The organism is Paenibacillus naphthalenovorans (assembly GCF_001465255.1).
In the GTDB taxonomy this organism is placed as follows: Bacteria; Bacillota; Bacilli; order Paenibacillales; family NBRC-103111; genus Paenibacillus_G; species Paenibacillus_G naphthalenovorans.
This window is the reverse complement of sequence record NZ_CP013652.1, coordinates 230,816-255,228: the sequence shown is the minus strand read 5'-3', so window position 1 is coordinate 255,228 and position 24,413 is coordinate 230,816. Positions and strand designations below refer to the sequence as shown.

Here is a 24,413-nt window from a genome sequence, read left to right as displayed (position 1 = left end):
CCTCCCTTCATCGCACAGCCAAAGCAAACCGCCGGCCAAATTCTTTGCACTGCTCTTTTTCATCCGCGGACGGGGACAGCTCGATCTTCAGTCCGTCCAGCACAACCTCCGCTCCCCGTTCACGCAGCTTCTCAACTAAAATATCTACCGCTGCACCGACCTGCGCATAGCTTGAGTCGCAGGAGCCGAATACGGCCGCTTTCTTCCCGCTCAGAGAATACTCATCCATCTCCTCATAAAAATCAAGGAATTCGTCCGGCAGCTCGCCGTCCCCCCATGTATATGCACCCAAGATAATGCCGTCGTACGCTTCCAGCTCGTTCGTGTTGGTATCCAGGACAGACTTGACGACAAGCTCCTCCCCCGCCTCACGAATCCCTTCAGCAATCGCGTCCGCCATATCTTCCGTATTCCCCGTCATGCTTGCAAAAACCATAAGAATGTTTGCCATTTTGCTATCGTCCTCCTCAGTATTATGCAGTGAGCGTCTGTCAGACCGCTGCGGGTCTGTTATGTAATGAAACGAACTCATAGTGATAATGATTCTCAATATCACTATGAATAAATGATAATGGTTATCGTTATCATTTGTCAACAAAAAAAATAGACCCTCCACGGGTCTTTTGAATAACGATTGCGGATAATAATCCACTCCGCATCGATCATCGATTTATGAGAGCCAACGGAAGGACTTCCCGAAATTAGTGCTGTTTCTTGTGTTCTTCGCCATCCATTCATGGTCGATAAAAAAACGACTTCCCATAATAGCCTATCCACCGCGCAGGCACTTAAAGGAAGTCTCCAGTGGTCCGGTAGACTTTTGTTTTCTTGAAATCATTCGATTTCTCCGGTTTTCGCGGAGTTTCTTTGGCGGAAACGGCTTGATCCGATTCGAAGCGTTTACGTTCCGTTCGTTCAATCTGAACGATTCTTCCATCGTGTACGACAATTTGCACCGTCCCATACTCTAATCCGTTAATGCTTTGAATGATACGATGTGTCCAAAGCTCATCTACGTCCAGCGGCTTAGCCATGGTTACCAACCTCCGTCTTATTTATATTACCGGCTCCTGTGTTTTGAGTTGGGAAGAACTGTTGACTCTGTGACAGTTCTTCCTCCATGGGCGGTTTAAATGTGTACCGGCATAGGATCAATCTTGAGGCCGTTCTCCAGCGTGACGTTGCTCTCTTCATTAAACAGATAAATACGGTGAATCAAAACCTGTACCTGATCTCCAGGATGGAGTGTCGGCAGCTCCAAGGAACGATAGCCGAACAGCTTTTCGCCATACACTTCGACTTCCACCTGCCAATTCGTACCCCTGAAATATACATTCCTTACTACGCCGTCTTCTGCAGCGAAAGGAAAAGCCATTTCTTTCGGCAGTCCAATCTCGATAAATTCGGGACGAATGATCGCTTGCGCTTCCTGCAGCGCTTGAGTTTCAAATCCTTTAAATTTCGATATATCGCTCAGCTGGTTTGATTCGCCTATGAAGCTGGCGACGAATGGTGTGCGAGGCTGCTTATAGATTTCAATCGGAGTGCCCTGCTGCTCCAGACGGCCTTGGTTAATGATCAGCATCTGATCGGCTACCTCGACCGCTTCTTCCTGGTCATGGGTTACGAAGATGGTCGTAATTCCGACGCGGTTGATCATCTCTTTTAACCAGGTACGCAGTTCTTTGCGCACTTTAGCGTCGATGGCGGCAAACGGTTCATCAAGGAGCAGCAGCTGCGGCTCGGGGGCGATCGCTCTGGCAAAGGCTACTCTCTGGCGCTGGCCTCCGGACAACTGGTGGGGAAGCCTTTTTTCCATCCCTTTCAAGCCGGTTAGCTCAATCAGCTCATTCACCCGTGCCTTAATCTGTGCCTTCGTCCGCTTCTGTACGGTTAATCCGAACGCAATATTGTCGAACACGTTCATATGCCGGAACAGCGCATAGTTTTGAAATACAAAACCAATCCCCCGTTCCTGCGGCGGCAGGGAATTCACTTTCTTTCCAAGAAACAGGATGTCTCCCTCATCCGGCTCCTCCAGTCCGGCCAGCATGCGAAGAATCGTTGTTTTCCCTCCGCCGCTGGGACCCAGCAAGCCAATCAGCTTTCCCTTTTCAATCTCGAAGCTGACATCTTTGGTGGCTACAAAACTGCCAAAGCTTTTCGTCAAGTGTTTGGCCACGATATGCATGCGGATTACTTCCCTTCTATACCCGGCTGGTGTTGATATTTCCATTCGATTATACTTTTCAAAATAAGCGTCACCAGAGCCAGCAGTACTAACAGCGATGCCATGGCAAAAGCCCCTGCAAAATTGTATTCGTTATACAAAATTTGAATATGCAGCGGCATGGTATTCGTCGATCCCCTGATGTGACCGGAAACGACCGATACCGCGCCAAATTCTCCCATCGCCCTGGCGTTACATAGAATGATTCCGTACAGCAAACCCCATTTGATATTCGGCAGGGTGATTTTCCAGAAGATTCTCCAGCCTTTGGCACCGAGCGTGACAGCCGCCTCTTCCTCTTGTGTGCCTTGGGACTGCATAAGAGGAATAAGTTCCCTAGCTACGAACGGGAAGGTAACGAATACGGTAGCCAAGACGATTCCCGGCAGCGCAAAGACGATTTTGATATCGTGCTCTTCAAGCCAAGGGCCGAACCATCCGTTAGAGCCGTACAGCAGGATGTAGATCAAGCCCGCAATCACAGGGGATACGGCAAAAGGAAGATCAATTAATGTGATTAGGACGTTCTTGCCTTTAAATTTAAATTTCGTAATGGCCCAGGCGGCCGCAATTCCGAATACGAGGTTAGCCGGCACTGCAATGGCCGCCACGGTAAGGGTCAAGCGGATAGCGGAAGCGGCGTCCGGATCAACCAAAGCCGCAGAGTAGACTTCCCATCCCTTGCGAAAAGCCTCCACAAATACGCTGATTAACGGCAATATTAATAGAAATCCAAGAAACATCGTTGCGACAGCAATCAGTATCCATCTGACCAGCGGGGATTCCGTGATATGCCGGGGTCTGGAGCCGGCTGTCGGATTTGACTTTACGGTGGTGGTTACATAGCCAGCCATAGCTTACTCCTCCTCTTCCCTTATGCCGTCGTCGTATGCCGATTCGTTCGCCACTGCAAGTAATTGATGACAAGAAGCATCAAAAAGGAGATGACCAGCATGACCAAGGCAATCGCTGTCGCACCTGCGTAATCGTACTGCTCCAGCTTCGTCATGATAAGAAGAGGGGCAATTTCCGTTTTCATCGGCATGTTGCCGGAGATGAACACTACCGAACCATACTCTCCTACTGCTCTTGCGAACGCCAGCGTAAATCCGGTTAATAACGGCGGCAGCAATTCGGGAAAAATGACCTTGCGAAACGTCCGCCATCGTTTGGCTCCCAAGCTGACAGCCGCTTCTTCCACTTCCTTTTCCAACTCTTCAATGACCGGTTGAACCGTCCTTACAACGAACGGAATGCCGATAAAGGTAAGAGCCAGCATTATACCTAATGGAGTGAATGCAATTTTGATTCCCATCGGTTCCAGCAGGCTTCCAACCCAGCCGTTTTGTGAATAGATCGTCGTCAGCGCTATACCAGCCACTGCCGTTGGCAGAGCAAACGGCAGATCAACCAGAGCGTCTAAAAATCGCCTGCCTGGAAACGTATAGCGGACAAGAACCCATGCCACAATAAATCCAAACACCGTGTTAATGAATGCGGCCCCAAGCGCTGTTCCAAAGCTGATTTTATAAGAGGCGACTACTCGCGGATCGGTAACCGTCTGCCAAAATTGCTCCCAGCCCATTCCGGATGTGTTGATAAATATGGCCGACAATGGAAAAAGTACGATCAAGCTTAGATACGTTACAGTAAAACCCATGGATAGACCAAATCCCGGGATAATACTGCGTTTTTTCAAACTCTTTGCCATGGGTCTTTCTCTCCTCATGCCGAACCTTGACCGGACAACTTCCAGTGGAAATTGTCCGTCAGGATTCACCTATTTCATTACGGTTTGTAAATCTGGTCAAACAAACCACCATCGGCAAAATGTGTTTTTTGAGCTTTTTGCCAGCCCCCGAAGAGCGGGTCATCAATCGTAATCAGGTTGATTTTCGGGAATTGGTTTTCATATTGTTTGGCTACGGACTCCAAACGTGGACGATAATAGTTTTTGGCCGCGATATTTTGCCCTTCTTCCGAATACAAATACTCCAAGTAAGCTTGTGCCACTTCACGTGTGCCTTTCTTATCGACGACTTTATCCACTACAGCTACCGGCGGTTCAGCCAGAATGCTCATGGATGGAACTACAATTTCGAATTTATCCTTACCGAACTCGTTAATGGAAAGGAAAGCTTCGTTCTCCCAGGCAAGCAGTACGTCGCCGATTCCGCGCTGAACAAAGGTTGTTGTGGAATCCCGTGCGCCGGAGTCCAGCACCGGAACGTTCTTATACAGCTTCTCTATGAATTCTTTCGCCTTGGCTTCGTCATTATTGTTTTTATAGTAGGCATATCCATAAGCGGCCAAATGGTTCCAGCGCGCGCCTCCTGACGTTTTCGGATTCGGCGTGATGACCTGCACGCCGGGCTTAATCAGATCGTCCCAGTCCTTAATTCCTTTAGGGTTACCCTTTTTCACAAGAAATACAATGGTGGAAGTGTAGGGTGAACTGTTGTTTTCCAGCTTGCTCTGCCAGCCTTCTTGGATGAGTCCTTTTTGTTGAATCGCATCAATATCATAAGCCAGCGCCAAGGTTACGACATCGGCTTCCAAACCGTCGATGACCGACCGGCCTTGCTTGCCGGAGCCACCATGCGATTGTTTAAAGGTAACCGTTTGATTGGTTGTATCCTTCCAATGCTTGGCGAAGGCTTTGTTATATTCCTGATACAGCTCGCGCGTAGGATCGTAAGATACGTTCAACAGCTCGACCGGAGGTTTGGCAGAAGCCTCGGGTTTGTTTTCTCCGCCTGCCGGGGCCGTACCGCCGCTTGCCCCGTTATTGGTAGAGCCGGTGCTTCCGCATGCCGTAAGTCCTACTAAGGATAAGGCTAATACGCTAATCATGGAAAATTTGCCGAAAGACCGGATCACGCCATTTTTTCTCGAATTACTCATAAGGAAACCCCTCCTGTTTTATAAGTATTGCTTATACTGAGATGATCATTGAAAAATCCGGAAGCTTATGCCAAAATGGATAGAAGTGCTTTACCGTTCCGGTTTTTAGCTTATAATTCCGATAAACTTACTCAATTATAGGAAGTATATTAGCACCCGTGTAAATGGGTGTCAATCCTTTTTTTTTTCAACGAAAGGATCCCGATTTTTTAATCCTATCGTATGAATTTGATTTAAAAAACGCGATAAAATCCGTCTTTTTTCCAAAAAAATATCAAGTGGACAAAACCGGAAGGATCTTTTGCATGACAGATTTTCCAGGCCCGTGATTGCAAGCGTCTGTGCATTAGCCTATTCGCAAATTATTTCTTCCTATTTATAATTCAGGATGTATCGATCAGGCGAAAAAACGTTCGTCTTTAGTATTCAACTTTTTTCAACAATGGAAAAAACTATTGGTAAAAATGATGATTCTTTTATTTTTTTTTACTTTATTGCAACTTTAAATCAATTGTAAAAACAAAAAAAGACCACGCAATCCTCTGCAAAAGAAGGATAACGGGTCGTCGGTGTTGACTTATTCGTTGAATTGCCATACTGCGTTGATTCTAACTGCCGTTCAGAAACGCCCGATCAAGAATCGTGGACATCCTTCAGCAGCTTCCAAACCGGATCTGTCAGTAAAGTTTTATCCGCACTCAAATACTGCCCGGCAAACGCGCGAACCGGGTCGCCAGCATAAAACCGCTCATACAGCTCGTGCCTGGCGCCAAGCGGACTGCCAATCAAATCCCACGCCAGTTTGAACAACTGCACTTTCTTCTCCGCGCCCACTGTAGCGCCTTCAAAATACAAATCCAGCAGGTGGGCAATAGGCCCTTGAAATTCAGCAAGCGAGGATGGTGTCTGTACGAATCCCCCGCCGCCGATTTGCTGCAAAATATCGATGACCCGGGGGTAAAACCTCGTGCCAAGACTTCTTGCCGTATCCAGATACGTGGACTTCGGCACCAGAATTCCCGCTTCATCGGGCTGGGCCTGTATTTCTGAGGCAATTAACAGCGCCTTGATCGTATCGATCTGGGTCAAAAGCTCTCCCAGTTTCTCCTGAATGTGCAGAAACCCGTTCACGCCAATGGTTTCCGCCATCGCGAAGGCGACGCCCGTCACAAATTCCAGTTTGGCCGCAAACCTGACGACCGTTTGATGGAACGCAAGCGCATTGGCCGTCTTATTCGTACGAAGCTCCCAGACCGCCTCGGCATCTCCATACAGAAGAACCCTCTCCCAAGGAACGAGCACATCGTCAAACAGCAGGACGGCGTCCATTTCGTCATACCTGGAGCTGAGAATATGTTCCTTTTCCCTTGGATCCGCGAACGATTCGCGGCATACGATATGCAAACCGGCAGAATCCGCCGGCACGATCAAAGCATGAGCGTGCTTGCCGTAATCATTCATCAGCCGGTGAAAGGAGAAAATCAGAAAATCATGGGTATAGGGCGCTCCGGTCGCAATCATTTTTGCGCCGCGCAGGACGATGCCTTCGCTCGTTTCCTTCACCACATGCAGGTAGCGCTCGGCAATTTTTTTGTCATTCAGCCCTTTGGATCGGTCGATTTGCGGATCGAGCAGCGACGTGGTCAAAAACAGATCGCGGTCCCGCGCCGTTTGATAGTATGCAGAGATTTTGTCCGAAAACCGGTTATCGAGCCGCGACAATCGCTCCCGGCTCCCGTACCATCCGGTGACCATGGAACGGGCATAATCGGAAAGTCGGCTCATGACGCCATGCGTTTCCCGGGCCCAGTAATAGAAGGCCCTGCTGCGTGAGGATAAGTCCTGCAGCGTATAAGGCACAAGAAACGAGCTGTGCGCATATTTTCCCGTCTCATTCACCGGAAAACCGATTTCATTGCGTGTACGCGGGTCATCCAATAAATCGAATAACCCGCTGATGATCTTTAATGTTCCGTTAAAGGCCGGATGCTCATGCAGCTTATCAACCTTTTTTCCTTCCAGCCATACGTTCCGGTTGTCTTGTAAACTGTCTATAAATCTTTTTCCCCGTGAAAGCATTGATGACGGTTCTCCTCTTTTTCTACAAGTAAGTGCCTAATACATCGCAAAATGCAGTTAAATAGTGACGATCTGTGGAATCGAACCGTCCAAAACGCGGACTGTCAATATCAAGTACCCCAATGATTTGCCCGCCGCTCAGCAAAGGAACGACAATTTCCGAATTCGAAGCGCTGTCACAAGCGATGTGCCCCGGAAATTGATGAACGTCATCGACGACAACGGTCTCCTCAAGGCTTACTGCGGTTCCGCAAACGCCCTTGCCGACGGGAATGCGAACGCATGCGGGCAATCCCTGAAAAGGGCCGAGCACCAATTCGCCGTCTTCCAGCAAATAAAAGCCGACCCAATTGATATCGTCCAGAAACTGGCGGAGCAGAGCCGCCGCATTAGCCAGATTGGTAATACGGTTAAGCTCTCCTTCCACAAGCTCTTTCAGCTGGCGCAGCAGCAAGGCATAGCTTTCCTCTCGCGTATCCGGATAAGTCACTTTCGTAAACATAAAACCACCTCGTCATCCCGGTCAAGATTGGCTAATTCGCAATGCCTGCTCCAGATCATACAGAATATCGTCAATGGCTTCCGTCCCCACGGACAGCCGGATGAGTCCCGGCGTAACCCCGGTTGCCAGCTGTTCCGCTTCATTAAGCTGCTGATGCGTCGTGCTGGCCGGATGAATAATTAACGACTTGGAATCTCCCACATTGGCTAAATGGGAGAACAGCTGCACCGCATGAATCAGCTTTTTGCCGGCCTCAACCCCGCCTTTAATGCCAAAGCTCAAGATGGCCCCTTGACCTTTAGGCAAATATTTTTGCGCCAGTGCATAGGAAGCGTGGCTCTCGAGTCCGGGATAGCTTACCCACTCGACGGATTCGTGGTTTTCAAGGAATCGGGCGACGGCAAGGGCGTTCTGGCTGTGCCGCTCCAGACGGAGATGCAGCGTTTCCGTGCCCTGCAGCAGCAGGAACGAGTTGAACGGAGACAGTGCGGCGCCAAGATCCCGCAGCAATTGGACGCGCGCTTTAATAATATAAGCTAGCGGACCGGCCGCTTCCGTATACACGAGACCGTTGTAGCTCGAATCCGGCTCCGTCAGTCCCGGGAACTTGCCGCTGGCTGCCCAATCGAATCGGCCGGAATCCACGATGACCCCTCCGATGGAGTTGCCGTGGCCCCCGATAAATTTGGTTGCCGAATGCACAACAATGTCCGCGCCGAAATCGATGGGGCGCAGCAAATAAGGGCTTGGGAAGGTATTATCCACAATCAGCGGTATGCCGTGCTCATGGGCAATGGCCGCAACCGCTTCGATATCCAGCACATCTCCCTTGGGATTGCCGATCGTTTCCGCGAAGATAGCCTTTGTTTTATCGGTAATAGCGCTTCGGAAATTCTCCGTATTGCTCGGGTCGACGAATTTCACCTGAATGCCCAGCTTAGGCAATGTCGTCGAGAACAAATTATACGTTCCGCCGTACAGGCTTGACGCCGAAACGATCTCATCTCCGGCAGAAGCGATATTCAAAATCGAATACGTGATGGCGGCCTGACCGGATGCGACGCCCAACGCTCCGGACCCACCTTCCAGCAGAGCAATCCGCTGTTCGAACACATCGGTGGTGGGATTGGTCACGCGCGTATAAATATTGCCCGTCTCCTGCAAGCCGAACAGGCTTGCCGCATGATCCGTATCTTTAAAAACGTAAGATGTGGTCTGGTAAATGGGTACCGCACGCGACAGTGTAGCAGGGTCAACCTGCTGTCCCCCATGAACGGCTAACGTTTCCGGCTGAAGCTGTCTTTCTTCTGACATACATATAACCTCCTCAAAATGGTGTGGGATATCCCTGTTCCGTCATCATATTTTATATTCATGATAAATGCCGTTCAGAAACCAGCTGCCCGTGTGGTGAAGCTTGAGGCGGGCCGGATCATGAAGCGTGTGGATGCGTACATTTCTCCAATGCCGGTCCAGATTGTACTTTTGATCCATCGATGCGGATCCGGCAACTTCAAACAAGGCGTTCGTCACCTCAATGGCAACTTCCGTTGCAAAATATTTGGCGGAGTCCACCGCCAACGTGGCCCGGCCCGCACTTTCGGCGTTCAGCTCCTGCTCCGCCTCATCGATCAATCGGGCGGCTTTCTCCAGGAGAGCCTCCGCCGCATGCAGACGTATGCCAAGCTCTCCGAACCTGCGGATTTGATCGGGATCATCCGAGGCTCGCTCCAGTCCACTCTTCAGCGGGGGCCGGGTCTTTTCCCTGACGAACCAGGCGGCGTCCGCCAGCGCCGCCTGCGCGATGCCGACGTCGATGGCGGCATGCATGATTTGCCCGAATGCCGCGAAAATTTGTGGCGGCTCGAAAATTTTCCAATGCGGCAAAATATGAGCTTGGGGCACCTCCACATCGCGAAGAATGACGCTTCCGCTTGCCGTCGTGCGCTGGCCGACTCCGCTCCAGTCATCAATTACGGTGACGCCTTCTGCATGACGGGGGACCATGGCCGTAATCCGTTTATTCGATTCGTCCAATGCGGAGACGGGTATCCAGTGGGAGTACAGCGCGCCCGTGGCATAATACTTCGTTCCGGATAAACGGTATCCTCCTTTTCCATCGCTTTTTAACCTGGTCGACATTTCGTTATAGCTCTTCAAGCCCCGCTCGGCAAGCGCGTTTCCAAACTGCGCCCCCTTTAACACTTCGCTGAAGAAAAACGCCTTCTGCTCCTCGGTTCCGACCAGCTCCACTGTCTTTACGAAAAAATGATGGTTTTGCGGAATTTGTCCTAAAGATCCGTCCGCTGCGGAAATGATTTTGAATATCTCGGTCAGCGTGAAGACGGATATACCGGGACCACCGTACGCTTTAGGCACCATTAGCCCCAGTAGCCCGCTTGCGGCAAGCTGCTTCAACTGCTCAAAGGGCAGCTGCCGGTAGCGGTCACGGTCGGATTCGCCGTCCTTGATCCATGCCGCATACGATTTGGCGGCTTCGAGGGCCTCCTTGTCACCGGAGAGAATATGAGCCGGTGGCCGGTCGGTGAAGAAGCTGCGGGGAACATCGGCCAGCGCATAAGGCGATACCGGCTCCATACCGGGCAGTTCAATCTGTCCCGACTCGATGAGTAAACGCGCTGCATGAAACCGCTGCGCGTCCAACGCATCCTTCACCCCCGCATTCCGGGCGAGAAACCGGCGCGAAAACAAAAATTGTTTATACTGCTCCAGCGCTTCCAGCTTCTCGGTTGTAGGCTCCAAATCGAGCTGTGCGTGCAGGTTCGCGGAATACGCAACCTCTACGGCTGTCTCCGGTATACCCATTTCTCTGGCGATCAACCGGTTGGCCTCGGCCCTGTGCCCGATAGCCCACTGAGAAGCCGCAATGGCATGAGCCAATACCCGGTCCGCGGCCGCCTGCTGTTCGGCGGACAAACCGGCAGGTATCGTCAAGACCTGCACCTTGGCCGCAGAGAGGAATCCTTCCCATTGATCCGCACCTCGATGAAACCCTTCTAAAGGTCGTGCCCCAAGCCAATTCTGAAGCGCGAATCCCGAAATGCCGCTTACCAGGACGGCATCCGCCTCCCCGCGGAGCAGCGCCTCCATGACGCGCCGTGTGACGGCACCCCGGTCTGCAGCCTTTCCCGTATCCGTTCCCAGATCCTTTAAGGACACATCGTTCCGGGCTATTCCGGCACCGTACAGGGCGGATTCCAGATCATGCATCGCGGCCGCCCTCCACAGCTCATCGAAGGTTTCCTGCGCATAAGGAACTCCGATCACGGCCCCTCGAAGATCTTCAAGCTTGCGCCGTTTGGAATCGGGAAGAACCAGAATATAATCACGCCGGTCTTGTATGGAAATACCCGCGATGGTACGGTCGTCTTCCTTCAAAATGGAGCCGATCGCCGAGAATGCATTTTCGTATCGAATGGAGAATGCTTCCTCCGAATGATCCCCAACCGTGAGCTCACCGCGTTCAGGCGCGTAGGTTAACAGGATGCCCCGGCGTCTAAAATCGACCTGGAGCTCCCCGATCTGCCACGCCAGTCCCAGCGCGCCGGGTATCGGATCATTCAATTTCGCCTGCGTATGAAGTTGAATGGACATTTGGCATACGGCCCCCTTAAGTCAAAGACGTTGTTGTTGTCCGGCGGTATACGGAACCCGGATGCCCTTCCGGGAGCTGAACCGTCCCTTTTCCAAACAACCGCTCACGAAGAGTCGTTTCTTCATAGTTTTCCCTGAACAGCTTGCGTTTTTGAAGCTCGGGGACGACCAACTCCACAAAATCCTGCAGCGTGCCGGGAGAAAGGAACTGGGATACGTTGAAGCCGTCGATGCCGGCCTCCTCCACCCAATACTGCAAACGATCAGCTACCTCCTCGGCCGTACCGACAACGAACAAGCCCCGGCCGCCTATCGTGCCAAGAGTTTTCACCACTTCGCGGACCTTCAATTTCTTCGGACTGTGCTTCGTGAACTGGGCGGCCGAAGTCTGTCCGTGATCGGTCTCCACATACTCCAGATCGTCCTCCGGATCATATGCGGACAAATCGTAGCCGCTTCCCCCTCCGTAATGGGCAAGCACGCCCTCTACACTGTATAATCGGGCGTATTCCTCATATTTCCGCTGCGCTTCTTCCTTCGTCCGGCCGACAATCGTCGCAACCCCGGCAAACAGCTTGATATGTTCAGGATTGCGGCCGAACGCGCGGGCCTGCCGACGGATATCCTCGCCATACTGCCGCAGCCTGTCGACCGTCCCTCCTCCCAGGAACACCGCTTCCGCATGCTTTGCAGCGAAGGCCCGGCCACGGGCCGAGGTGCCGGCCTGATAGATGACCGGCGTTCGCTGAAGGGACGGCTGGCTTAAATGGGGGCCCGGAACCTTGAAATATTTTCCCTCATGATGAATGAAGTGAACTTTATCAGGATCCGTGTAGATCTGCTTTTGCACATCCCGGATCACGGCATCGTCCTCCCAACTGCCTTCCCACAGCTTATAACTCACATCCATATACTCTTCTGCGATTTCGTACCGCTCGTCATGACGCACCATATGCTCCAGCACAAAATTTCTGGCGGCACTGGGCAAGTACGAGGTGACCACATTCCACGCGATTCGTCCCTTGGTCAAGTGATCCAGCGTAGACATTCGCCGTGCATGACCAAACGGATGCTCATAGGTGGTAGAGGAAGTAACGGCAAAGCCCAAATGCTTGGTCACGAGCGCCATGGGCGGGACGACGAAGAACGGATCGTTGCAAGGAATTTGCACGGATTCGCGCAGCGCCGTTTCGTCTCCCTGCTTATATACGTCGTAAACACCGACCACATCCGCAAGAAACAATGCATCAAACTTCCCCCGTTCAAGCAGCTGAGCCAGCTCCGTCCAATAAGTTATATCCGTGTACCGGTGCCGGGTGTTATCCGGATGACGCCATAAGCCGTGTGCCAGATGACCGACGCAGTTCATTTCGAAGGCGTTCAAATGCATTTTTTTGGGCATCGTACACACTCTCCTTACAGCCGTTTATCCAATTTGCGTACAATCAGGTTACCCGTAAATTGAAAGATTTGCACAAACAGCACCATAATGATGATCGTGACGAACATGACGTCGGTCTGATAACGATAATATCCGTAGCGGATGGCAAAGTCGCCGATACCGCCCCCGCCCACCAGACCGGCCACAGTGGAATAGGACAGAAAGCTGACCGTTACAATCGTAATCGAATTGGCAATGCCCGAACGGGCCTCCGTATACAGGACCTTCCAGACGATCTGGAACTTATTGGCCCCCATCGACTCGGCGGCCTCCACCACTCCGCGGTTGACTTCAAGCAGGATTTGTTCAATAAACCGCGCAAAATAAGGAACCGCATTGATGATCATCGGCACGGTAGCCGCCGTCGTGCCAAGCGCGGTGCCGACGATCAGTCTTGTAAACGGGATGATGGCGATCATCAGAATAAGGAACGGAAAGGAACGGATTAGATTGACAATGCCGTTTAAGATCACATAAAACCGCGGAGCCTTCAAAAACGATCCCGGTCGGGTAAGAAACAGCACCGTGCCAAGCGGCGTACCGATAGCAACCGCAATCGGAATGGTCAAAACAAGCATATAGAACGTTTCTCCGATCGCCTTCAGAAGCTCCGGCCAAGCATAAATAATGTTATCAAGCATAGGCCGCTTCCCTCGTTTCCAAGGAAATTTCATTCTTGAACAAGTACTGGGCGATCGGAGATTTGGGAGCGATGTTGCTTTCGCGCAGATTAAACTTCTCGACCACCCGTCCATGTTCCATGACGGCTACTTTGTTGCATATGGCTTTGACCACGTTCATTTCATGAGTCACGATGACGATGGTAATGCCAAGCTTCTCATTAATTTCCTTGAGTGACGCCAGAATACTTCCCGTCGTTTGCGGATCGACGGAAGAGGTCGGTTCGTCACACAACAAAATTTTCGGTTTATTGGCCAGCGCCCGGGCAATAGCGACCCGCTGCTTCTGCCCCCCGCTTAATTTGGCCGGATAGGTCTTGGCCTTATCCAACAAACCCACCATCTCCAGGCATTCCTCAATGCGCTGTTTGCGCTGCTCCGTTGGCACCTTGGCGATTTCCAGCGGGAACGAAACGTTGTCGTACACATTCAGATTGTTCAGCAAATTGAAATGCTGAAAGATCATGCCGATGGAAAGGCGTCTCTTGCGCAGTTCCCGGAGAGATAGCTGGGTTAAATCTTCCCCATTCACCAGTACAGAGCCCTCATCGGGTCTTTCCAGCAAGTTGATCATTCGAAGCAGCGTAGATTTTCCTGCCCCGCTGAATCCGATCAGACCATAAATATCTCTTTCCTCCACCTTCAAGGATACGGAGGAAACCGCTTGAAGCGGACCTGTGGGAGTCGTGAACGTCTTGCCGACATTTTGAAAATGGATCATGGTTACCTCTCCTTTCGCGTGATCGGGTTAAGCTTATTTATTCAAATCGTCAAGAAATAGAATCGCGTCCCCGTATTTCGATGTATAGTAATCTTTAACCGCCTTGCTTTGGAAGGCTTTCTGCAATGCCTTGACCTTCGGTGAGCCAATCAGGTCGTTACGAACCGCTACAATCGATTTGTAAGGCAATCCTTCTCCGGTTTCGACCGCCAAGGAATCCTTTTTGGGATTCAGACCGATCTGAACCGCCGTACCGGCAAACAAGAATCCTACATCCACATCATCCAGCGTACGCTGCAGCATCAACTGATCCACTTCCTTGAACTTAAAGTTATGCGGATTGTCGGTGATGTCCTTCAGGCTTGCATGGATGACTTCCACGCCATCCCTCAGCTTCAACAGACCCAGGTCGCGCAGCATGAACAACGCGCGTCCGTTATTGGCCAGGTCGACCGGTATGCCGATGGTTGCACCGTCAGGCACTTCATCAAACGACTTGTATTTTTTCGAGTACAGCCCTGAAGGAGTGAATATGGTGTAGAACGCACGTGAAATATTTTTTAATCCATGATCGGCAACAAACTGATTAAAGTAAGCCTCGTGCTGGAAAAAGTTTGTGTCGGCCTGACCGTCATTCACCATTTTGTTCGGTTGAATAATATCGTTGACCACCACATGCTCAAGGATATAGCCGTCTTTGGCCAATTCTTCCTTTAGAATTGCGGCGATTTCCCCGCTAAACCCGCTATCGCTCATAATATGCTTAATGACTTTGTCCTCGGATTTCCCGGCTCCCGCTTCGGTTTGCGAACCTGTTGTCGATGATGCAGGCCCGGCCGTATTCCCGCAGGCGGCAGTCAGGGAAAGCAATAGGGATATCATGATCAATGTAATGGCCCTTTTCATGACATATGACACTCCTTATCCTGTTTTTTGCGTATGCATTCGTATGAAAAAGAAAAGACATCCCGTTCCTTATGTACTTTAAGGATGGATGTCTCCAGTGAACTGGTCGGCATTGAATATGGGGGTGGGATAAGCATCTTTATTGCGGTATTGCGCAGCAGGATGATGATCAGGGAGCCGTTTGTTTCCCTGTCCGAACAATTTTTCGCGCAGTGTCCCTTCTTCGTAATCCAGCTTGTAAATGCCACGTCTCTGCAGCTCGGGTACGACCAAATCAATGAATTCACGCAAGCTTCCCGGTGTGATGAGATGGGCTAGATTAAATCCGTCGATGCCGGTTAGCTCCATCTTCTCCTGCATATGGTCGGCAACCTCCTGAGGTGTTCCGGCGAACACCCAGCCTTGACCGCCCAGTGTACCGATCCTGTCCATGACTTCTTTGACCGTCAGCTTTTTGGGAGCAAAAGTCGTGAATTGGGCCGCTCTTGTCTGTCCATGATTCGTATTTTTGTATTCCAGATACGAGTCCGGATCGTACGCAGACAAATCATAACCGCTAGATCCGGCGAATTGCGCCAGAGCCGCCTCCCGACTCCACAGTGATGCATACTGTTCGAACTTTAGTTGTGCCTCTTCCTTCGTTTCGGCTACAATGACATTCAATCCCGTGAACATTTTGATGCTTTGCGGATCCCGGCCCAGCTTCTCGGCCTGATTGCGCATGTCCTCCACATAAAACCTTAAAGCCTCCGGCGTCTGTCCGCCGACAAATACGCATTCCGCGTGCTTTGCCGCAAAAGCTCTTCCCCGCTCCGAGCTGCCGGCCTGGTAAATCACAGGCGTGCGCTGCGGCGACGGTTCGCTTAGATGGGGCCCGGGTACTTTAAAATAGGTCCCTGCATGATGAATTTTACGGACTTTGTTCGGGTCCGTATATATATTGCGGTCGACATCACGCACTACCGCATCCTCGTCCCAGCTTCCTTCCCACAGCTTGTAGACAACTTGCAGAAATTCGTCCGCCAGCTCATAGCGTTCATCGTGTTTAATCATTTCATCCAGGCCGTAATTTTTGGCTGCATTAGGCAAATAAGAGGTGACAATATTCCATGCCAACCGGCCTTGGGTCAAATGATCGAGCGTCGAGAACCTTCTGGCATGGGCATACGGGTGTTCGTAGGTGGTCGTTACCGTGACCGCAAAGGAAAGGTGCTTGGTGACCAAAGCCATTGCCGGCACAATTAAAGCGGGATCGTTCAAAGGAACCTGCACCCCGTCGCGAATGGCCGGAGCACCGCTTTGCCGATATACATCGTAGATGCCTGCAACATCAGCCAGGAATAAAGCGTCGAATTTCCCCCTTTCCAGCAGTTGGGCGATGTCCACCCAATATTCCAGATCCTTGTAACGATGCCTTTGATTATCGGGATGCTTCCACAGGCCGTGAGAATTGTGCATGGCACAGTTCATATCGAATGCATTCATTAAAATTTGTTTCCCCATCCTCACGCCTCCTTCGATAATCTGGTATTATATGTTATATTTGTATTGTCATGGGGTTTATATTAATACCTTATTTCCGATGTGTCAAGTAGGAATTTTATTTGCAAATAACTCCGTTTACTCTTATCGCTTATCCAAATATCTGGCTAAACGACTGCCGCTAATCTGAATCACACAAACTAAAACGATCATTACAAAAACGGTAGCGAGCATAATATCCGGTTGATAACGGTAATAACCATTGCGAACGGCAAAATCCCCGAGTCCACCCGCGCCAACAACACCCGCTATGGTAGAATAAGATATTAAAAGAATAATAATATTAGATAAGCTAACCACGATTCCTGATCTTGCTTCAACAAACATCACTTTCCATACAATTTGAAATATATTGGCTCCCATTGAAATAGAAGCTTCGATGACCCCCTTGTTTACTTCCACCAATGATTGTTCTATTAATCTGGCGAAGTATGGAATAATAGCGATCGAAAGCGGTACAGCAGCAGGGACCGTCCCGACGGATGTACCTACTAACAGCCGAGTAAACGGAATCACGGCTACAATTAAAATTAATAAAGGAAATGCGTTAACTAAATTAACGAATGAATTGAGAAGATTGAATAGATAGGATTGCTCCAGCAATTGCCCTTTTCTTGTTAAAAACAGAATGGTTCCTAAGGGAATTCCAAATATGATACCGGACGCTACCGAAATTCCTACCATGATTGCCGTTTCCTTGGCGGCTTCCATAATATCAGGGAGTTGTTGTATGATGTTGTCAAGCATTTAATTTCATCCTTTTGCCCTTATTCAAAATTAATTTAGCAATTTCAGACTTTGGATCATATTGCTGATCGGATAAAGTAAATTCCTCCAAAATGCTCCCTTTTTCCATTACGGCTACTTTATTGCAAATTTTTCTCACTACATCCATCTCATGCGTAACGATCACCATGGTTATATTTAGCTCCTGATTAATTTTCTTCAGAAAAGCCAGAATGCTTTCCGTTGTCTGGGGATCTAAAGCGGATGTAGGCTCATCGCACAATAAAATTTTGGGATTCGTTGCCAAAGCCCTCGCAATGGCAACTCTTTGTTTCTGACCCCCGCTTAAGCTGGATGGATATTGATCTGCTTTATCCTCCAATTGAACAATGGAAAGGCATTCTTCGATTATATTTTTACGTTTAACTCCTGGTATTCCGGCAATTTCTAATGGGAAAGATACGTTGTCATAAACGGTTTTATTATGAATCAGGTTGAAATGTTGAAATATCATGGAAATCGATTGCCTTGTATGCCGTAATTCTTTCTTTTTTAAAGTCATGATATTTTTTCCTTCGATAAGAACTTCTCCTTCATCGGGTTTTTCAAGAAGGTTAATGGTACGGAGCAGAGTCGACTTTCCCGCCCCGCTGAAACCGATAATCCCATAGATATCCCCTTTTTCTACATTCAACGATACGGATTTAATCGCTTCAAAGGTTACGCCCTTTTTAACTTTATATATTTTCTTTATGTTTTTTAATTGTATCATTTCATGACCGACCTCCTTTATTCAAATACAGGAATAATATCCCCCTCAAATGTTGTCTCAATAAATTTTTTAACATCCGGTGAATGCAGGACGGTTTTTAATTTTTCAATTTTTTCGTCATTTTGGTTATCGGCTCTGGTAGTAATAACGCCAATAAATTCAGATGTCGAGTCTTCCGCCAGTAGCGCATCTTTTAAATGAAGCCCCACAGCGGTTTGATAACCGCCTAATATAAACGCCAAATCTACATCATCCAGAGATTTGGCCGACATCCCTTGATCCAGTTCCACAATTTTGAAATTTCTCTTGTTTTCAATGATATCTTTTTTGGTAGCCGATAATCCTACCCCTTCTTTTAATTTGATGAATCCATGTTGTGCCAGGAAATCAAGCGCTCTTCCGTTATTGGAAGGGTCTTGCGGTATACTGATTGTTGCCCCGTCGGGAATATCGTTTATGTTTTTATAACGGTTAGAATAAAGTCCGGAAGGCCAAGCCAACACTTTAATTGCTGCAACCAATTGAGTCCCGTGTTGTTTGTTGTAGGATTCCATGTAAGGAATATGCTGAAAAGCGTTGGCATCCACACTTTTATCATTCACGAGTTCATTCGGCTGAATAATGTCATTTACAAATTGGATTTTTAAATCGATACCTTGCTCTTTCAACTTGGGTTGTATATATTCGAGTATTTCCGGAAAACCATTAAACGAAGGATTCGTTGCTATCACTAATGTATTCCCTTTTACTTCACCAGCATTAGTGGCTGCCTGCCCGCAGCCGCTTACCAGAACCATCAAGCTAATGATTAAACTAAAAAACGAAATTCTATTCATGTTCTCCTCCAAAAACTTCTGTTATTTTTTATAAATCTTTTTTCAGGATGGTGCATCTTTTAGTTCCATAGATCATCCGTAATTCCTACAAGTTTTTTCCCGATCATTTCACGCGCGATATGATTAGACGGCCCCATGGCGATACCTGCGCGGGCATCCCGGTATAACCTCTCCAGCGTTCCTTCGCGGTAGCCGAATCCTCCGCTTACATCAAGTCCAATTTGGGCAATCTCGTTTGCTGCATCGGAAGCCAATACTTTAAATTCAAGCAAACTGCTTTTCAGTTCTTCCGGAGCGTATTTTTCTCCGCTTTCCAGCCATTCATCCAGTTGTAAAGCCAAATCTTTCTGCCAGGCCTGCAGGCCGGCCGTTAAAATTTTCGCTTTTGCCAATTGACTGCGAATAATTTGATAATCACTTAATGCCTTATTCACGTCTTGATGGACTTTCCGCTTGGCGTAAGCGAGTGTTTCGTCCAAAATCCCGATAGCGGTTCCGGTCCATGTAGCCCCTAAGCCAATCAAGTAAGCAATACCGTTTTGAACAATTTCCTTTCCCTCGCCTTCTTCGCCTAAACGATCCTTTTCATCTACATAAACATCCCGAAGACGAAGCGAAGAGCTGTGATTTCCACGCACTCCCATTGCGGACCATTCTCCGGGTTCTATCCCTTCTTGATGGCCATCCACGATAAAATAGGTGATGTCATCCGGCGATTTGGCATTTGGCGTTTTCGTCTGGAATACATAAAAATCCGCAAATCCGCTGCTCGTAGTAAAAGACTTTTGTGAATTAATAATATAACCGTTATCCTTTCTTGCGGCTTCACTCAGGTTGTACCAGTAATGGCCTCCGGTCGCTCCTTCGCTGGTCGAAGTCGTTCCGAACTTTCCGCTGCGGACAGGTTTCAACCAACGTTCCCACTGCTCCTCATTTCCGTGGGCGTATATCGTACGGGCTGCCTCAACATGCATGGTGTAGATTAATGCGGTGGAGGGGCATGCCTTCGCAATTTCCTGTACAGCAATCCCAAAGGCCGAATAGTTTAATCCCCATCCCCCTAATTTTTCCGGCAGTAAAATGCCGTTAAATCCCTCCTTCGCAAGAGCGGCAATATTTTCACTTGGAAATTCTTTATTTCTATCAATACGATCTGCATTGGGGCGGATCACTTGTTCCACAATTTTACGAATGTTTTCACGTACTTCATCGAGTATCAAAGCGGCATTGTTTTTATTTTCAGAAATAATTCCCGACATAAGGCTGCAAGCCTCCTTTTATATAATTTCTCTGGAAAACCGTACCTGCTCCGTACTTTTGGCGTTAAGCGTCCTCAGATTGTCCCTCAATGTTCCGTTTTCAACATATTCCGTCCTTGCCAACCCGCGTTTTTGTAAAATCGGCACCACCAGCTCCACAAACTCTTCCAACGAACCGGGCATATAGGCCGGGCTTAAGAGAAAGCCGTCCCCTCCCACCTCGTTCATTGTCTCTTCCATCCAATCGGCTACTTGCTCCGGCGATCCAACCAACTGGGGAGTCATGACGCCTCGGCCGTGTAACATCCCTGCCTCACGAATGGTCGCATTTGCAGAGCTGCTGTGTTTATAAGCGTCAATCATTCCCTGAATCCCCGGCACTTTTAAATCGGCAATGAATTCGTCAAGACCGTGTTTGGATAAATCGTAGCCCAAGTGTCCGGACAAGATCGTCACCCCCGCTTCGGCCGGAACGAGAGCATTGTGGAGTGCGGCTTTGGCACGGGCGATGTCCTCCGTCTCTCCAACAAACACTTGCAATCCAAAACAAACCCTGACATCATCCGGGTCGCGCCCAACTTTCACTGCCTCTTCTTTTAAACGATGATAATAAACCTTCATGGCTTCGCGATCGGGCTGAAGGGTAAAAATAAGCTCGGCGTGCTTGGCGGCAGATTGGATCCCGCGTGTCGATTGACCCGCCTGAAGGATGACAGGGCGCCCTTGCGGGGAACGATCAATATTCAGCGGGCCTTTGCACCTAAACCATTTCCCTTCGTGGTGAATCGGATGCACTTTTTCCGGATCGGCAAAGATGTTATTTTCCGCATCCATCACGATCGCATCCGGCTCCCAGCTTTCCCATAACTTGTAACATACCTCCATATACTCATCCACCCGATCATAGCGCTGATCGTGGGATAAATGGTATTGTTCGACATTCAACCCAAGGTTTTCGGATGCATTCTTATGAAAAGCGGTGACGACATTCCAGCCGACACGTCCGCGTGACAGGTGATCCAGCGTGGCCAGTTTTCGCGCAAGAATGTATGGCGGATAACCCGCCACCGAGAACGTCATGGTCAGGCCAATATGTTGGGTGACTGCACCCATAAATGACATCAAGACCGACGGTTCATAGCACGGCACTTGCGAAGCATAGCGCACGGCACTTTTGTAGCTGTTCTCATACTCGGAATAAATGCCTTCCGTATCGGCAAAAAATACGGCATCGAATTTGCCTCTTTCGGCGATGCGGGCAATCTCCTGCCAAATCTCCGGACGATTCCATTGAAAAGCATTCGTCATCGTCATATTCCGCGGATGTTTCCACGTTGCGCTGCTGTGATGAGTGACAGGCGGCATCATATACTGGAGCAAGTGCATTTTCTTTTTCATGAGTTATTTCCCTTCTAGAATTGTAAGGAAAAACGATTTCGATATTGGCGTCCCGGGTGGTGGTCCGGCAATTGGTCATAGCCGAATAAGTTTTTCCGGAAAGTACCTTCCTCATAATCTTTACGGACAAGACCCCGCGATTGTAAGACCGGAATCACATGATCCACAAAGTCTTCAAATGTACCGGGTGTTACCGCATAAGCGATATTAAAGCCGTCAACTCCCGTTTCATCTATCCATTGTTCCATGATGTCAGCAATTCTTTCCGGTGTGCCTACGCCTACCAGGCCCATTCCCCCGACACCTACGAAGTCGGCAACCTCTCCTATGGTCCATTGCTTGTTTGGGTCGATTTTCGTAAATGTTTCAATCGCAGAATGAATCGCATCGTTTTTTACATATTGAATTTTGTCATCCGGGGCGTATCCGGCAAAGTCTACACCGGTCCACCCTCCGAATAATGCCAGGCTGCCTTCATAACTGACATAGCTTTGATACTCACGGAACTTCGCTTCCGCTTCTTCTTGTGTACGTCCAACAATGGGGGTAAATAAGGAAAGAATCTTGATTTCCTCCGGATTGCGGCCGGCCTTTTTGGTCTCTTCACGCAATGCCTGCACAAATGTTTTGCCGATTTGTTCGGTTGGAACGCTAATAAACACAAGTTCGGCATGTTTAGCTGCAAATTGGCGGCCTCTTTTGGAAGCACCCGCTTGAAAAATGACCGGTGTCCTTTGTGGTGAAGGTTCGCATAAGTGTGCTCCGGGCACCTTATAATATTTTCCTTCATGTCGAATATCGTGTACTTTCCCGGGATCGGTATAAAGCTTTTGTTCTTTATCCAATACGACAGCATCGTCCTCCCAGCTGCCTTCCCAAAGTTTATAAACAACCTCCATATATTCATCAGCAATTTCATAGCGTTCATCATGGTTGATTTGTTGATCCAGCCCAATATTAACCGCAGCACTGTTCAAATAAGAAGTAACGATATTCCAGCCGATACGCCCTTTGGTCAGATGATCCAGCGTAGACATACGCCTTGCAAAAATGTAAGGATGCTCATAGCTTGTGGAGGCCGTAAGTCCAAAACCTAAATGTTTTGTCACTTGGGCCATGATAGGCACGACAAAGGCCGGATCATTAACGGGAACCTGTGCGCCCTGGCGTACCGCCGGGTCACGCGACCCCCGGTAAACATCATAGGTGCCTAACACATCGGCAAGAAAGATGGCGTCAAATCGTCCCCTTTCCAAAACCTTGGCTAAATGGGTCCAATATTCCGCATCTTTATAGGTTGATGATTTGTCCTTCGGATGTGACCATAGACCCGGAGATTGGTGTCCTGCGCAATTCATATCAAAAGCGTTCAAATATATTCTTTTTTTTGTCATGTCCATTTCCTCCCGGCTATTTTCATTCTATGGATCTGCAGTTTCATATTTATCAGGAATAAGCGCTCGGGATTGGATATTCCCCGGTTAACAGCCATTTCCCGATATTTTTTCGCTTATATTCAATCGGGTTATGAAGAGAATGAAGACGAACATTTCGCCAGAACCGATCGAAGTTATTTTTTCTTGTCGCGGAGCGCGCCCCCATGACTTCAAAAATATTGCTTGTCACATTTAGCGCCACCTTTGTGCCAAAAGCATTGGCCGCACCTGTAAACAGAACCGTTTCCCCCCGTTCCTCCGCGGTCAGCGACCGATCTTTCGCCCAAGCTTCGTCTACTTTTTCACCGGCTTTTTCTACCAGCTGCACGGCCGCTTGAACATCAATCCAAAAATCGCCATAACGACGTTGAATAAACGGATCATCTATCGCCTGTTTATAATCGGTCAGGTACCAGGGGCGCGATTTGGAAAGGGTATAATTCCTTGCTTCTTCCAATGCCCCTTCCGCACTTCCTACAAAAACATTGGCCAAAATAATTTGTGAAAGGATAGCATCCAAAGTAAAGAAAGCAGTACCTTCGGATTCGGATTTATCTAAAACTTCCTCCTTTTCCACTACTACATTATCAAAGGAAACGGAACCGCTGTCCGTTTGCCTTTGACCAATCCCATCCCAATCGTTATTCACCGTTACACCTTTTCGGGCAGTTGGAATCATCCCTGCATACGCTTTTCCATCCTCGGGATTTTCCCACAAAATTAACAGACGGTCCGAATCCCGGGAGCCGGTACTAAATGTGTTGTAGCCGTTCAGAATAAAACGGTCGCCTTCTTTTTTCCCAATTAAAGTAGGCTCGATGGGATTAAACGAATTTCCCCAAAACCAATTGTTTTTCGCCGATTCCGTATAAAAAAACTCCTTTTGTTTTTCCGTGCCCGCAAAATGCGGTGTGACTAAATGCAAAAAATGATAGCCGTATAAGTGAGCAAGCGAAGCATCGGTTTTTGCCAATTCACGAACGATGCGGAGCACCAGGGACCAGGGCTGCCCTTCGCCGCCGTATTCCGCAGGAATTAAAATGGTTAGCAGTCCGCTTTTTCGCAACGCATCCCGCTGTTCTTTAGCAGTACCACCGGCTAGATCGCGTTCTGGCGCATCTTTTGCAAACTCTTTGGCAAGTAAAGCTGCTTTTTGCAGGAAGACATCCGGTTCTTTGACTACAGTCGTTTTCATGGTTCTCCCTCTTTCTCGTATATTTTATTTTTATAGACATCATCAATGGATCATCGCGCAACGGCCTGCATTGCAAAAATTTCTCCATTAAAAAAGAGGATTTCAATTCAAGCCATGCTTTGAATTGAAATCCTCTAGTCGTCTAGTCGGCATTTTTGAAATTATACTAAA

22 protein-coding genes are annotated in these 24,413 nt (G+C 48.9%); all 22 read right to left on the bottom strand.

From position 1 onward, the window contains the following. Window positions 1-7 precede the first annotated feature (7 nt). Entirely contained in the window at window positions 8-451 is a 444-nt protein-coding gene (locus tag IJ22_RS01230; protein WP_054819945.1) for a flavodoxin, read from the bottom strand. A gap of 337 nt (window positions 452-788) precedes the next feature. Beyond that, a complete protein-coding gene (locus tag IJ22_RS01225; RefSeq protein WP_054819946.1) occupies window positions 789-1,034 on the bottom strand; it encodes a YezD family protein in 246 nt (81 codons plus the stop codon). 95 nt (window positions 1,035-1,129) lie between these two features. Beyond that, window positions 1,130-2,191, bottom strand: a complete 1,062-nt coding sequence (locus IJ22_RS01220) for a sulfate/molybdate ABC transporter ATP-binding protein (RefSeq protein WP_062406649.1) — start codon at window positions 2,189-2,191, stop codon at window positions 1,130-1,132. 5 nt (window positions 2,192-2,196) lie between these two features. Beyond that, window positions 2,197-3,084 carry a sulfate ABC transporter permease subunit CysW gene (gene cysW, locus IJ22_RS01215; protein ID WP_062406647.1) on the bottom strand — a complete coding sequence of 296 codons (888 nt, stop codon included), beginning with the start codon at window positions 3,082-3,084 and terminating at the stop codon, window positions 2,197-2,199. 20 nt (window positions 3,085-3,104) lie between these two features. Beyond that, window positions 3,105-3,941 (bottom strand): sulfate ABC transporter permease subunit CysT, encoded by an 837-nt coding sequence (cysT, locus tag IJ22_RS01210; RefSeq protein WP_062406645.1) that lies wholly within the window; start codon window positions 3,939-3,941, stop codon window positions 3,105-3,107. Window positions 3,942-4,018: 77 nt separating this feature from the next. Next, complete coding sequence (locus tag IJ22_RS01205; protein WP_062406643.1) at window positions 4,019-5,134, bottom strand: sulfate ABC transporter substrate-binding protein; 1,116 nt, start codon at window positions 5,132-5,134, stop codon at window positions 4,019-4,021. A gap of 633 nt (window positions 5,135-5,767) precedes the next feature. Continuing rightward, window positions 5,768-7,213 (bottom strand): 4-hydroxyphenylacetate 3-hydroxylase family protein, encoded by a 1,446-nt coding sequence (locus tag IJ22_RS01200; protein WP_062406641.1) that lies wholly within the window; start codon window positions 7,211-7,213, stop codon window positions 5,768-5,770. Between the two features lie 22 nt (window positions 7,214-7,235). Beyond that, entirely contained in the window at window positions 7,236-7,715 is a 480-nt protein-coding gene (locus IJ22_RS01195) for a GAF domain-containing protein (protein WP_062406638.1), read from the bottom strand. 21 nt (window positions 7,716-7,736) lie between these two features. Beyond that, on the bottom strand, window positions 7,737-9,029 hold the full coding sequence (locus tag IJ22_RS01190; RefSeq protein WP_062406636.1) for a homocysteine synthase: 1,293 nt from the start codon (window positions 9,027-9,029) through the stop codon (window positions 7,737-7,739). Between the two features lie 45 nt (window positions 9,030-9,074). Continuing rightward, on the bottom strand, window positions 9,075-11,330 hold the full coding sequence (locus IJ22_RS26485; RefSeq protein WP_201023582.1) for an SfnB family sulfur acquisition oxidoreductase: 2,256 nt from the start codon (window positions 11,328-11,330) through the stop codon (window positions 9,075-9,077). A 16-nt stretch (window positions 11,331-11,346) separates the two neighbouring features. Next, complete coding sequence (locus IJ22_RS01180; protein WP_062406634.1) at window positions 11,347-12,732, bottom strand: LLM class flavin-dependent oxidoreductase; 1,386 nt, start codon at window positions 12,730-12,732, stop codon at window positions 11,347-11,349. Between the two features lie 14 nt (window positions 12,733-12,746). Beyond that, complete coding sequence (locus IJ22_RS01175; protein WP_054819950.1) at window positions 12,747-13,412, bottom strand: methionine ABC transporter permease; 666 nt, start codon at window positions 13,410-13,412, stop codon at window positions 12,747-12,749. Continuing rightward, window positions 13,405-14,172, bottom strand: coding sequence for a methionine ABC transporter ATP-binding protein (locus IJ22_RS01170; RefSeq protein WP_062406632.1), 768 nt, complete (start codon window positions 14,170-14,172; stop codon window positions 13,405-13,407). The genes IJ22_RS01175 and IJ22_RS01170 overlap by 8 nt, the downstream gene beginning before the upstream one ends. Window positions 14,173-14,205: 33 nt before the next feature. Further along, window positions 14,206-15,078, bottom strand: coding sequence for a MetQ/NlpA family ABC transporter substrate-binding protein (locus IJ22_RS01165; protein ID WP_062406630.1), 873 nt, complete (start codon window positions 15,076-15,078; stop codon window positions 14,206-14,208). A gap of 78 nt (window positions 15,079-15,156) precedes the next feature. After that, window positions 15,157-16,581 carry an LLM class flavin-dependent oxidoreductase gene (locus IJ22_RS01160; protein ID WP_062406628.1) on the bottom strand — a complete coding sequence of 475 codons (1,425 nt, stop codon included), beginning with the start codon at window positions 16,579-16,581 and terminating at the stop codon, window positions 15,157-15,159. A 123-nt stretch (window positions 16,582-16,704) separates the two neighbouring features. After that, window positions 16,705-17,367 (bottom strand): methionine ABC transporter permease, encoded by a 663-nt coding sequence (locus tag IJ22_RS01155; RefSeq protein ID WP_054820117.1) that lies wholly within the window; start codon window positions 17,365-17,367, stop codon window positions 16,705-16,707. Next, window positions 17,360-18,118: a methionine ABC transporter ATP-binding protein gene (locus IJ22_RS01150; RefSeq protein ID WP_062406626.1), complete on the bottom strand. Its 759-nt coding sequence runs from the start codon at window positions 18,116-18,118 to the stop codon at window positions 17,360-17,362. The genes IJ22_RS01155 and IJ22_RS01150 overlap by 8 nt, the downstream gene beginning before the upstream one ends. A gap of 17 nt (window positions 18,119-18,135) precedes the next feature. Then, window positions 18,136-18,954 (bottom strand): MetQ/NlpA family ABC transporter substrate-binding protein, encoded by an 819-nt coding sequence (locus IJ22_RS01145; protein ID WP_062406624.1) that lies wholly within the window; start codon window positions 18,952-18,954, stop codon window positions 18,136-18,138. Between the two features lie 59 nt (window positions 18,955-19,013). Next, window positions 19,014-20,213 (bottom strand): acyl-CoA dehydrogenase family protein, encoded by a 1,200-nt coding sequence (locus tag IJ22_RS01140; RefSeq protein ID WP_054820120.1) that lies wholly within the window; start codon window positions 20,211-20,213, stop codon window positions 19,014-19,016. An 18-nt stretch (window positions 20,214-20,231) separates the two neighbouring features. Then, window positions 20,232-21,611: an LLM class flavin-dependent oxidoreductase gene (locus tag IJ22_RS01135; protein ID WP_062406623.1), complete on the bottom strand. Its 1,380-nt coding sequence runs from the start codon at window positions 21,609-21,611 to the stop codon at window positions 20,232-20,234. Window positions 21,612-21,625: 14 nt separating this feature from the next. After that, entirely contained in the window at window positions 21,626-23,005 is a 1,380-nt protein-coding gene (locus IJ22_RS01130; protein ID WP_062406621.1) for an LLM class flavin-dependent oxidoreductase, read from the bottom strand. 52 nt (window positions 23,006-23,057) lie between these two features. Next, a complete protein-coding gene (locus IJ22_RS01125; RefSeq protein ID WP_062406619.1) occupies window positions 23,058-24,242 on the bottom strand; it encodes an acyl-CoA dehydrogenase family protein in 1,185 nt (394 codons plus the stop codon). Between the last annotated feature and the right edge of the window lie 171 nt (window positions 24,243-24,413).